A 12,018-nucleotide genomic window follows, 5' to 3' on the forward strand; every position below is an offset into this window, starting at 1 on the left:
TGGACCATATCGCGCATCGCGCCAGAGCGGTCATAATACGCCCCGCGCCCACCAACACCGACGGTTTCGGCAACTGTGATTTGGATGTGATCGACGTAGTGATTGTTCCAAAGCGGTTCGAACAGGACATTGCCGAAACGAACCGCCATCAGGTTTTGCACCGTCTCTTTGCCCAAATAATGGTCGATACGGTAGATTTGGCTTTCATCAAAATGTTCGGCCAGCGTTTTGTTCAACGCGCGCGCACTTTCAAGATCGCGACCAAATGGCTTCTCGACCACGATCCGGCTTTTTGCGTTTGCAATTTTATTGGTATGCAGTCGTTCCGCCAAAGAGCCGAACAATGAAGGTGCCACTGAAAAGTAGAACGCCTGCACGACATCCTGGCGCACCAAACCTGCTAACTGCGCCCAACCGCCATCGCCTTTGGCGTCAATTGCCACGTAATCCAGACAAGCCAGAAATGCGTCTAACCCTTTGGCATTGCTTTTCTCTTCGCCGCCAAATTCGGCCACTGCTCCCGCGATCATCTCGCGGTAGCCATCCCCGTCCAAATCAGAACGCGCCGCGCCAATGATCCGCGACCCTTCGGGCATTTGCCCAGACAAGAAACGACGGAATAAGCCGGGCAAGATTTTGCGGCGGGCCAAATCGCCCGTTCCACCAAAAATAACCAGATCGAATCTATCGACCGGAATGACGCGTGAGACCATGAGTATTTTCCCTACGGAGTGGGCGCGTTAGCGCTAACGCCGGTTACCTACCCCGATGCTTACCGCAAGTCTAGCACCAGAACGCGGCTTATGCCTCCAGTTCGGCATCCCAATAGAGAAAATCCATCCAGCTTTCGTGTAAATGGTTCGGCGGAAACTTGCGGCCGACATTGTGCAACTGCTCTGACACTGGACGGCGGGGCGGTTTGCGCAAGCTCATCCCGCATTGCCGCAACGACCGCGATCCCTTGCGCAGATTGCAAGGGCTGCAGGCTGCGACCACATTTTCCCAGCTGGTCACACCGCCACTTGCGCGCGGCACGACGTGATCGAACGTCAAATCACCGTTTGTCCCGCAGTATTGGCACGTAAACTCGTCTCGTAGAAACAAGTTAAAGCGGGTGAACGCGACCTGCGTCTGTGGTTTGACATAGTCCCGCAACACCACAACCGACGGAATCCGGATGATTGTCGAAGGACTGCGCACGACTTCTGCGTATTCGCTGACGATATCAACCCGGTCAAGCCACGCCGCTTTGACCGCTTCCTGCCAAGGCCATAGCGAAAGTGGATAATAAGACAGCGGCCTATAATCGGCGTTCAGTACAAGTGCGGGGAACTGTTTGAGCGCACCGGGCGCGCGGACAAAATCAGTTCGAAAATCAGTCTGCGTCATCGCGTCTATCCTAAGATAAGCCGATGCAGGATAGCAAAAAACGGCAGTCCCGCATGCTTCTTAGGCTAGACTATATATGGCGACGGAAATGTGACAACCCCCATCATGTGCGACGATTTTGCCGCGATCCGGGACCTAGCTTAGCCCCAACCGGTCGCGCATAAACGCCAGCGCCACTTGCAACCCGTCAGGCGCAATCCCGTGGCCTGTGCCCTTCATGATGTGGGCGTAGACCTCTTTCCAACCGGCCTCTTGCAGCACTTGCGCCGCCTGCGGCAATGATTGCGGTGGTACCACTTCATCTGCATCACCGTGAATCAACAGAACTGGCGGACGGCTTTGGGTTTGATCGGCCAATGCTTCGGGCTGCAACAAACGACCCGAAAATGCGACGATGCCTGCAATCGCATCTTCACGCCTTGGTACGACATGCAGCGCCATCATTGTGCCTTGCGAAAAGCCCAAGACGATCACTTGTTCTGGCAAGAGATCTTCGTCGACCATCACGCCATCAAGAAATGCATCCAAGTCAGCAGCGGCGTTTTCTAGCCCTGCATTGCTTTCTTCTTCGCTTGATCCGTCGATCCAAGGAATAGGAAACCACTGCAGCCCCATGGGTGCGCCCGCGCAAGCCTCTGGCGCATCGGGTGCAATGAACAATGTATCCGGCAAATGCTCGCCCAGCGGGTCCGCCAAGCCAATCAAGTCTGCCCCGTTCGCCCCATAGCCGTGTAAAAACACCACGCAAGATCTGATTTCGCCTGATACCGGCTCGCGCCGTTGTGCTTCTAAGCCACGTGTCATGTGATGCCTTCCCGTTGTTTGCTGTGCTTGTAGTAGGCCCACAAGATGCGCGCTGCAACCGATCGCCACGGCGACCAATTTTGCGCCATTTCGCGGAACTCTTTTTCTTTCGGGCGCTCAAGCAAATCAAAGATTAACTTGGCCGCCTCTTGCAGCGCCAGATCTCCGGGCGCAAATACATCCGCCCGCCCCAGCGCGAACATCACGTAAATCTCGGCCGTCCAAGGGCCGATGCCTGATACCGCCGTTAGCGTTTTGATCGCATCTTCTGAGGGCTGTTCTTGCAATGCCGCATAGTCAATATTTGCCCGCGCCAACGCATGCGCATAGCGTACTTTCTGGCCGCTTAACCCCAATTCGCGCAAGCGCTCTTCGCTGGCCTGCGCCACTACTTCAGGTGTGGTCATCCCCGCCGCAAACAGCTTGCCCCAGATCGCATTGGCCGAGGCCACGCTGACCTGCTGGCTGACGATCGCGCTGAATAGTTCCGCAAACCCTTCTGGTTTCAATCGCAGCGGCAATGGCGGCAAATCTTGCATTGCGGCGGCAAAGCGTGGCTCGTGCTGGCATAGCCAAGCGGCCCCCTCTGCCACGCAAGCATCTGATATAATACGTCTTTCGTTCAAAGCGCAGCCACCCAAGCAAGGGCCGCATCAACATCATCTACAACGGCCCAATCCCCCAATGGTGGACGCGCGATCATCAAGACCGGAATACCTAACTGCCGTGCCGCGGTCAGCTTTGTACGACTTGCCGCACCACCAGCGTTTTTGACGACCAGCACATCAACGCCCAACTTGCTGAATAATGCGACTTCATCCGCAACCGAAAACGGCGGTCGACCGACCAAGAACCGCCCTCCAGCAAAAGGAAAATCATGCGTGGGTGGATCAATCTGACGGCAAATCACATCGCGTCCTGCCAGATTTGCAAAACGCTCCAACGTTTGCCGTCCCGTGCCCAAGAACACAGTCGCATCCGGAGCGACATGCGCGGCTGCATCTTCTTCGCGCGCAATCTCGGTCCAGTTGTCACCCGCCTCTGCCTGCCACGGCGGTCGCAAAAACTGCAAATACGGCAAAGCGCGTTTGGCGCAAATCCCAGCTGTCCGCGCCGTGATCCGCTCTGCATAAGGATGGGTCGCATCCAAAACGGCCTGTATCCGCGCTTCTTGCAAGTAAGTTTCAAAGCCGTCTGTCCCGCCAAAGCCACCGATCCGTACCGGCAATGCCTGCGCTTGCGGCGCACGCGTCGCCCCTGCCAGCGAAATGACCGCGTCTTGCCCAGCAAGCCGTTCGGCAATCTGGCGCGCTTCGCCCGTGCCACCCAGAATCAAAAGCGTCATGGACCCGCCTGTGCGATAATCGTGCCTTTGCGGTCGATCACAACCACATCATATGCAATGCCAGCATCGCCAAACCGCGCGTTTAACTGTGCCAATGCTGCTTGCGCCACGCGGTCCGCCAAAGGCGCGCCGGCGATCTGATATGCTTCAAGCGCCGTGTTCGCGTCAGTAATTTCTGGCTTTCCAGCCATCTGCGCCAAAGCTGCAAAATCCACTTGCGAACGCCCCGAATGCAAATCAATCGCGCCCTGCGCAAGCTTGGTTATCTTACCAATCCCGCCGCCAATTGTGACGCGCTTGACCGGGTGTTTGATCAAATACTTGAGCATCCCCCCCGCGAAATCACCCATATCCAACATTGCGTAGTCCGGCAGGCCATAGAGCTTTTGCACCGTCGCTTCGGACGTCGCACCGGTACATCCTGCCACATGGTCCATTTCATTTGCACGGGCCACATCAATCCCGCGGTGGATAGACGCAATCCAAGCGGCACAGCTAAACGGGCGCACAACACCCGTGGTGCCAAGAATTGATAAACCACCTTCAATCCCCAAACGCGGGTTCCAGGTTTTTAGCGCAAGCGCCTCACCCCCAGGCACAGAAACCTCGATCTCGACATCCGGCGTTTGACCAAAACGTGCAGCCACCTCGGTCACGACATCCGTCATCATCTGACGCGGCACCGGATTGATTGCAGGTTCGCCCACCCCGATCGGCAATCCCGCTTTGGTCACAGTCCCAACACCCGTACCTGCCTTAAAAACCACACCGCCCTTTGATCGGCGCACTGTCACAACGATCAACGCGCCATGCGTCACATCAGGATCATCGCCCGCATCCTTGGTGATTCCAACGCGCACCCAGCCATCGCCAGCCTCTGCCAGCGCCAGCGCAAAAACAGGCGTCTCGCCCTTGGGCAGCGTGATTGTCGCGTCGCCCTCAAACGCCCCGCCCCAAAGGCGAACCAACGCCGCTTTGGTTGCAGCGGTCGCACAAGCGCCCGTGGTCCAGCCGCGGCGCAGCTCTTTGTTTGGTTCATCAGTCATCGCCGCGACGATAGGCAGCAGCGCCGTTGACGGCAATCCGCAATCGCAGGTCGCTTGCGGCCTTTCCAAGCGCAGGCAGGCGCGGCATAATGCGCACATGAATACAGTCATACCACTCCCGGCACACACATGGCCGACACTTGAACCCGGATGGGTTTGGCTTTGCGGCGCAGGCCCCGGTGATCCGGGGTTGCTGACCATGCATGCGGTGAATGCGCTACGGCAGGCGGATGTTGTGATTTATGACGCTTTGGTGCAGGAACAAATCCTGTCATGGGCTCCGCAAGCCGAACATATTTATGCTGGCAAACGCGGCGGCAAACCATCGGCGAAACAACGCGATATCTCGCTGCGGCTGGTTGATCTTGCCCGCGAGGGTAAACGTGTTCTGCGGCTCAAAGGCGGCGATCCTTTCGTCTTCGGGCGCGGTGGCGAAGAAGCACAAACGCTAGTGCAGCATGGCATCCCGATCCGCATCATCCCCGGCATTTCAGCAGGCATCGGGGGGCTGGCGTATGCTGGCATCCCGGTAACGCACCGCGATGTGAACCAATCGGTCACCTTTGTTACCGGCCACGACCAGTCGGGCAACACCCCAAGCTCGCTTGACTGGACCAGTATTTCCAAAGGCAGCCAAGTTCTTGTGATCTACATGGGGATGAAACACATTGCTCAAATCTCAAAACAGCTGATCGATGCAGGCCGCAGTATCCATGAACCGGTCGCCGTTGTGACCACAGCAACAACCGACCAACAACAAGTGTTGGAAACCACACTTGGCACGATTGTCGAAGACATCGCAAACGCGCAACTTGAACCACCAGCGATCATCTGTGTAGGACAATCAGTCTTGATGCGCCAAGTCCTCGACTGGCAAGGAATGGCCGCAGGCGACGCCCCTCGCAATCTTGACCCATTGGGCCGCGGTCGCCCCGCCGAATCCGCTTGAACGCGATGCGCCCCATCATCATCTTGCCATTCAAACTCCCGCCGGAGGCATCCCGCCGCCTCCGCATAATATGAGCTTTCTGATTGCCGCCCCTTCATCGGGCAGCGGCAAAACAACACTTACACTTGGGCTTTTGCGCGCTCTCAGTCGCGATACCACAGTCCGCGGCGCAAAATCTGGCCCCGACTACATCGATCCGCGTTTTCACGAGGCTGCATGCGGCCAGACTTGCCTGAACCTTGACGCATGGGCGATGTCCCCTGCGCGTATCCGATCGCTTGCGGCAGGTCCTATTCCGGTGATCATCGAAGGCGCGATGGGACTTTTCGACGGCGCACCGCCGGACGGCAAAGGGGCCAGCGCTGATCTTGCCCGCATCCTGAACTTACCTGTGATCTTGGTTATTGATGCCGGCAAAATGGCAGGCTCGGTTGCCGCACTCGCGAATGGATTTATCAATCACGACCAGCGCCTACATTTCGCAGGCGTAATTCTGAATAACGTCGGATCCGCACGGCACGAAATCATGTTGCGGCGTGCTTTGGATAGTATCACAGTCATCGGTGCAATCCCCCGCGCGCCCACGCTCAAACAGCCTTCTCGCCACCTTGGGTTGGTCCAAGCGCAAGAACGTCCCGATCTGGACAGCTACCTCGACTACGCCGCCGATATCGTCACCGACAACCTTGATCTTGCAGCACTCAAAGCCTTGCTGACACCGATCTCGGCAGCCCCTTCGACACACCGTTTCCCGCCCCCCGCGCAACGTATATCCATAGCCCAAGATGCCGCATTCGCCTTTAACTACCCGCATGTTTTGCAAGACTGGCACAGCGCTGGCGCTACGCTGTCATTCTTTTCACCGCTCGAAAATGAAGCGGCACCTGACGCCGATTTCATTTACTTGCCAGGTGGCTACCCTGAACTGCACGCAGGAGAACTGGCAGCAAACAGCACATTCCTAAACAGCTTGCACAACAGCAAGGCGCAAATCTATGGCGAGTGCGGCGGCTACATGACATTGGGCAACGCCCTGACTGACGCAGACGGCGTAACTCACAAAATGGCGGGGCTACTGCCGCTTGAGACGTCATTTGCACAGCGTAAACTCCATTTGGGTTACCGGCACCTGCAAGCAGACAAAGGACCGTTGAAAGGCCGCTGGTCTGGCCATGAATTCCACTATGCCACAACCGTGAAAACGTCAGGCCGACCCTTGTTCAACGCCACCGACGCCGAAGGTACCACCCTGCCCGCCATGGGTTTGATCCAGAACAATGTCTCGGGCAGTTTCGGACATATTATAGATTTGGCATAAGCTGGTCTTGCCAGCGCACAATTACAGGCGTAGCCAATCTGAATGACTTATACAGACGATACCCGCGCCAAGCGCAACGTGGCCGTGCTCGTGATGGCCCAAGCAATCCTTGGCGCACAATTGCCGATGATTTTTGTGGTTGGCGGACTGGCTGGCGGGCAGTTGGCGTCGAACATTTGCCTCGCAACCTTGCCGATTTCGTTTATCGTGTTCGGGTCCATGACAACAGCGCCGTGGATCAGCCCTTTGATGCAGCGCAACGGGCGTAAGTTCGGCTTTTTCCTTGGGGCATTTGCAGGGGCCGTGGGTGCTGCTGTTTCTGCTTACGGGCTTTATACCAGCTCCTTTATCACACTTCTTGCCGGATCATACTTGACTGGTATCTATATGTCTGCGCAGGGTTTTTACCGCTTTGCCGCGACTGACACTGCCTCCGAAGCGTTCCGTCCAAGGGCTATTTCTTATGTCATGGCAGGTGGATTACTGTCAGCCATCGTCGGCCCGCAATTGAACAAGTTTGTCCAAGACGCCACCGTCGTCCCGTTCCTTGGCACATACCTTGCGATCATCGTTTTGAACCTTGTCGGCATGTTCTTATTTCTGTGGCTCGATTTGCCCAAAGGCACCAAATCAGAACCCGAAGTCGTCCAAACCAAAGGCCGCACCCGTCGCGAAATGCTACGCGATCCACGTATCGTGGTCGCGATTATCTGTGCGATGGTGTCCTATTCACTGATGAACCTTGTGATGACGTCGACCCCGCTGGCGGTCGTCGGTTGCGGGTTTACGACTGATAACGCCAATGACATCGTGTCAGCGCATGTATTGGCGATGTTCGCGCCGTCGTTCTTTACCGGCCACCTGATTGCACGCTTCGGGGTCGAGAAAATCGTCGCTATCGGGCTTTTGATCTTGATGGGCGCGGGCATGGTTGCACTGTCTGGCGTCGGATTAGGGAACTTTTTCTTGGCGCTTGTTCTTTTGGGTTTTGGTTGGAACTTTGGCTTTATCGGCGCGACCACAATGCTCGCTGGGGCGCACCGCCCCGAGGAACGTGGATCAGTTCAAGGCATGAACGATATGATCGTCTTTGGCATGGTCACTGTCGCGTCCCTAGCATCGGGTGGCTTGATGAACTGTTCAGGCGGGACTGCGGTCGAAGGATGGAACGCAGTCAACCTTGCGATGGTGCCGTTCTTGGTGCTGGCAGGCGGGTCGCTGATCTGGCTGACACGTCAGCCAAAAATGGCACTCTAGCGCCACCAACCGCGCACTGACACATTCAAGAACCGCAAGCTATCGCGGGCCGGATTGGTGTCTAATCCGTCCAACGCCACGAGCGATGGATCGCTAAGTATTTTTTGCAAAACAGGGCGCGCATGATAGCCCGCAACAAGCCCGGCACCCGCCAGTTTTGACACGGTCTTGCGGGCTCTTGCAGCCGAATTCATGCGCGAGATAGCAGCACTTGCGAGCTGTTCCACACCAGCATCTGAACCGTCAATCAATGGTGCGCGCCCTTGTGCCTCAAGCGCGGGCAGTGCTTGAAAAATACTTGCTACACCAACCCCATAGGCGAAATCGCGTACTGTTGCCTCGGTCGTGTCACCCAGCAACCGCGCCGCAGTAAACATCAAATGACCAGAGGTCGCGTTGATATAATCGTCAAAGTGCGCCTGATCCTCAAACGGGTCTTTGTAGATGTCCCAGCGACGCGCGGCGATCAAACCGTCCAAACAGTGCGCGCCATCAGCATCCAATACCTCTGCTAACGCATCGGTAACTTCATGCCTGCGCACGGTGTGACCTTCGGCGATTTCTTCAAGCGCATCGCGCCACCATTGCAGGCGCATTTCAGCGATCATCGTCTCTTGGGTCACCCAAGGTGCGCGGGCCACTTCGACGTTAAACGCATAAAGCGGAAACAGGATTTGGCGCGCAGGTACAGGGGCCGCCATTGTCGCACGAAACCTGAGTGGGTCCGCACGTTCAACCAGGGCTGCACAGGCCTCAAAACTCATGGATGGACCTTTGCGCCGTCGCGGATCAGCTTCCAATTGATCGCATCAATCAACGCATCAAAGGACGCATCGACTATGTTCGCACTAACACCAACCGTGGACCAACTGCGGCCCTGACCGTCTTCGCTGTCGATGATAACGCGGGTCACAGCTTCGGTGCCGCCATTGGTGATACGTACTTTAAAATCAACGAGTTGCATGTCGTCGATAATGTCCTGATAAGGCCCCAAATCCTTGGACAAAGCCCTTGATAGCGCGTTGACGGGACCCTGATCTGACCCGTCAGGCCCCTGGCTTTCGCTGACGTTCAACATCTTTTGACCGTGCACTTTGGTCACAACGACAGCCTCGGAAATCGACACCATCCGGTTGCGCTTGTCCTTGCGCCGCTCAACAGTCACGCGGTAGCGCTTTACCTCAAAGAACTTTGGCAAGGTGCCCAGTTCGTCGCGGGCCAACAACTCAAAGCTCGCTTGTGCTGTGTCGTAGGAATAACCCTGTGCTTCACGTTCTTTGATCCGCTCAACAATGCGAGCCAAAGCCGGATCACCTTCTTCAACTTCAAGACCTGCATCCAGTAGACGCGCACGCAAATTCGACTGCCCTGCTTGGTTCGACATTGGCACAACACGAGCATTGCCGACCGATGCAGGATCAACGTGTTCATAGGTCGAAGGGTCTTTGGCAATCGCACTGGCGTGCAGACCCGATTTATGGGCAAACGCCGAAGCGCCAACATAGGGCGCTTGCTTTGCAGGGACGCGGTTAAGGATATCATCCAACAAACGCGACGCGCGGCGCAAACCCTTAAGCGCCTCTAGCGACACACCCGTTTCAAACTGACTGGCGTAGGGTTCTTTTAACAATAGCGTCGGAATGATCGTGGTCAGGTTCGCATTTCCGCACCGTTCGCCCAAGCCATTCAATGTCCCTTGCACCTGCCGCGCACCAGCCAAGATCGCAGCGAGTGTATTCGCGACCGCATTTTCAGTGTCATTATGTGTATGGATCGCCAGATGATCGCCCGGAATGCCGCTTTTGATCACGGCTGTGACGATATCACTAACCTCATGCGGCAGCACGCCGCCATTGGTATCGCACAGCACAATCCAGCGCGCACCGGCATCGTATGCCGCGTGAATTGCCTTCAGCGCATAGTCTGGATTGGCTTTGTAGCCATCAAAGAAGTGTTCGGCATCAAACAACCCTTCACGGCCCTGCGCCTTGATATGCGCAAAACTGGCGGACACGTTTTCGATGTTTTCGTCAAGTGTGATGCCCAGCGCAGTGGTTACGTGGAAATCATGTGCCTTGCCAACCAGACAGACCGCAGGGGTGCCGGCGTTCATCACTGCCGACAGAACATCGTCGTTCTCGGCAGACCGTCCGTTGCGTTTGGTCATTCCAAAAGCAGTAAAGGTCGCACGGGTCCGGGGTGGGCTTGCGAAAAACTCGGTATCAGTCGGGTTCGCACCGGGCCAACCGCCTTCGATGTAATCGAGACCAAGTCCATCAAGCACGGCAGAAATCTGGTGCTTTTCAGCGGCAGAAAACTGGACACCTTGGGTTTGCGCCCCGTCCCGCAGGGTCGTGTCGAAAAGGTAAAGGCGTTCTTTGCCCATCTTTACAGCCCCTCTAGTTTGGCTGCGTCAAATTCGGGGCCCGGCGACCATGTCGCCTGCCCGCCTACGTCTGTCACCTGCACACCAGCCGCGTTAAGGATATCGCGGGCCTCATCTGCACGCCCCCAATCCTTGGCAGCCCGCGCCGCAGCCCGATCCGCCAGCAACGCGTCCACACGCGCCGCAACCGCCGGAGCCACACCAGCACCAGCCTCGCCGCCGTCGAATTGCGGGATTGCAGACCAGTCATTGACCAGCCCCAGCATTTGTAGCCCATACGCAAAGCCAGCCAAAGCGACTGGCGTCTTGCCCTTGGACAACACATGCAGTCGCGCGAGCGCGCCGTAGGTGTTCAGGTCATTGGCCAGCACCCCGATGAATTCCTCATCCGGTTGCCATTTGCCATCAGCCTTCAACGCGGCAATCAACTCTGGCCCGAACCCATGACCGTGCAAGATACCGTACCACTTGCGCAAAGTACCCTCGGCTTCGGTCTTGCGGGTCTCTGTCCAGTCCATCGTTTTGCTATAATGCGTGCCAAGCATCACCAAGCGGATCACTTCGCCGGGGATGCCCTGATCCAATAGATCGCGGATGGTAAAGAAATTACCCAAGGACTTGGACATCTTCTTGCCCTCGACCTGTAGCATTTCGTTATGAATCCAATAGCGGGCGAATTCCCCGTGCGGATGGGCGCAAGCGGATTGCGCGATCTCGTTTTCATGATGCGGGAACATCAGGTCATTGCCACCGCCATGAATGTCAAAGCTTTCGCCCAACAGCTCAAGCGACATTGCAGAACATTCGATGTGCCAACCCGGACGACCATACCCCCACGGGCTCTCCCACCCCGGTACACCGTCTCCAGACGGCTTCCAAAGTACGAAATCCATCGGATTGCGCTTGTAGGGGGCAACCTCAACGCGGGCACCGGCAATCATATCGTCGATCGAGCGTCCCGACAGCGCACCGTACTCGGCATAGCTTTCCACCGCGAACAGCACATGCCCTTCGGCCGGATATGCATGACCCTTGGCTATCAGGTCTTCGATCATCGCGATCATCTGCGGAATGTGATCGGTTGCGCGGGGTTCGTGGCTAGGTCGCTGTGCGCCCAGCGCGTCCATATCATCGTGATACCACTGGATCGTCTCTGCGGTGATATCACCAATCGCGCGACCGCTTTCGGCAGCACGCGCGTTTATCTTATCATCCACATCGGTGAAGTTGCGCACGTAAGTCACGTGATCTGCGCCATACACTTCCTTGAGCAAGCGAAAGAGCACATCAAACACCAGCGACGGGCGCGAATTGCCCAAGTGCGCGCGATCATAGACCGTCGGCCCACACAGGTACATACGTACATTCTTAGGATCAATCGGATAAAAGTCCTCGCGTTTGCGGGTCTTTGTGTTGTTCAGCCGGATATTTGTCATAGTGCCTCGCGCAGCGTTTCGCCGCGGGCTTACCAAGTTCAGTTCTAATGTGAAACGTGAAAGAGCAACCCGCGACAGATGTCAGCAG

The 12,018-nt window shown here is 56.5% G+C and carries 11 protein-coding genes and 1 pseudogene; 3 read left to right on the forward strand and 9 right to left on the reverse strand.

Annotation, left to right across the window (positions count from 1 at the left end; genetic code table 11):
• The 6 genes and pseudogenes from QZ197_RS07610 to QZ197_RS07635 all read right to left on the reverse strand — a co-directional run.
• A pseudogene (locus QZ197_RS07610) lies at nucleotides 1-713 on the reverse strand (glucose-6-phosphate dehydrogenase); the annotation flags it as partial.
• An 88-nt stretch (nucleotides 714-801) separates the two neighbouring features.
• Nucleotides 802-1,389 (reverse strand): HNH endonuclease, encoded by a 588-nt coding sequence (locus tag QZ197_RS07615; RefSeq protein WP_296431281.1) that lies wholly within the window; start codon nucleotides 1,387-1,389, stop codon nucleotides 802-804.
• A gap of 135 nt (nucleotides 1,390-1,524) precedes the next feature.
• Nucleotides 1,525-2,193: an alpha/beta fold hydrolase gene (locus QZ197_RS07620; RefSeq protein ID WP_296431283.1), complete on the reverse strand. Its 669-nt coding sequence runs from the start codon at nucleotides 2,191-2,193 to the stop codon at nucleotides 1,525-1,527.
• The gene (locus tag QZ197_RS07625; RefSeq protein ID WP_296431285.1) at nucleotides 2,190-2,819 is read right to left on the reverse strand and encodes a DNA-3-methyladenine glycosylase 2 family protein; all 630 of its coding nucleotides are present in this window, start codon (nucleotides 2,817-2,819) and stop codon (nucleotides 2,190-2,192) included. Before QZ197_RS07625 ends, QZ197_RS07620 begins: the two co-directional genes overlap by 4 nt.
• Nucleotides 2,816-3,538, reverse strand: a complete 723-nt coding sequence (locus QZ197_RS07630; RefSeq protein ID WP_296431288.1) for a cobalt-precorrin-6A reductase — start codon at nucleotides 3,536-3,538, stop codon at nucleotides 2,816-2,818. The genes QZ197_RS07625 and QZ197_RS07630 overlap by 4 nt, the downstream gene beginning before the upstream one ends.
• On the reverse strand, nucleotides 3,535-4,584 hold the full coding sequence (locus QZ197_RS07635) for a cobalt-precorrin-5B (C(1))-methyltransferase (RefSeq protein ID WP_296431290.1): 1,050 nt from the start codon (nucleotides 4,582-4,584) through the stop codon (nucleotides 3,535-3,537). Before QZ197_RS07635 ends, QZ197_RS07630 begins: the two co-directional genes overlap by 4 nt.
• A 97-nt stretch (nucleotides 4,585-4,681) precedes the next feature.
• Here QZ197_RS07635 and cobA point away from each other — a divergent pair, with 97 nt between their 5' ends.
• The 3 genes from cobA (at nucleotide 4,682) to QZ197_RS07650 (ending at nucleotide 8,108) form a co-directional block, all read left to right on the forward strand.
• Nucleotides 4,682-5,533, forward strand: coding sequence for a uroporphyrinogen-III C-methyltransferase (gene cobA, locus QZ197_RS07640; RefSeq protein ID WP_296431291.1), 852 nt, complete (start codon nucleotides 4,682-4,684; stop codon nucleotides 5,531-5,533).
• Between the two features lie 70 nt (nucleotides 5,534-5,603).
• On the forward strand, nucleotides 5,604-6,851 hold the full coding sequence (locus tag QZ197_RS07645) for a cobyrinate a,c-diamide synthase (protein ID WP_296431292.1): 1,248 nt from the start codon (nucleotides 5,604-5,606) through the stop codon (nucleotides 6,849-6,851).
• A 42-nt stretch (nucleotides 6,852-6,893) separates the two neighbouring features.
• On the forward strand, nucleotides 6,894-8,108 hold the full coding sequence (locus QZ197_RS07650) for an MFS transporter (RefSeq protein WP_296431295.1): 1,215 nt from the start codon (nucleotides 6,894-6,896) through the stop codon (nucleotides 8,106-8,108).
• Here QZ197_RS07650 and QZ197_RS07655 read toward each other — a convergent pair.
• Genes QZ197_RS07655 through cysS form a run of 3 tightly spaced genes read right to left on the reverse strand, consistent with a single transcriptional unit; the run spans nucleotide 8,105 to nucleotide 11,930 of the window.
• Nucleotides 8,105-8,872: a squalene/phytoene synthase family protein gene (locus QZ197_RS07655; RefSeq protein WP_296431296.1), complete on the reverse strand. Its 768-nt coding sequence runs from the start codon at nucleotides 8,870-8,872 to the stop codon at nucleotides 8,105-8,107. The genes QZ197_RS07650 and QZ197_RS07655 overlap by 4 nt on opposite strands.
• Nucleotides 8,869-10,494 (reverse strand): citramalate synthase, encoded by a 1,626-nt coding sequence (cimA, locus tag QZ197_RS07660; protein WP_296431298.1) that lies wholly within the window; start codon nucleotides 10,492-10,494, stop codon nucleotides 8,869-8,871. The genes QZ197_RS07655 and cimA overlap by 4 nt, the downstream gene beginning before the upstream one ends.
• Nucleotides 10,495-10,496: 2 nt before the next feature.
• On the reverse strand, nucleotides 10,497-11,930 hold the full coding sequence (gene cysS, locus QZ197_RS07665) for a cysteine--tRNA ligase (RefSeq protein WP_296431299.1): 1,434 nt from the start codon (nucleotides 11,928-11,930) through the stop codon (nucleotides 10,497-10,499).
• Nucleotides 11,931-12,018 lie beyond the last annotated feature (88 nt).

It is taken from the genome of Yoonia sp. (assembly GCF_017854415.1).
Taxonomy (GTDB): domain Bacteria; phylum Pseudomonadota; class Alphaproteobacteria; order Rhodobacterales; family Rhodobacteraceae; genus Yoonia.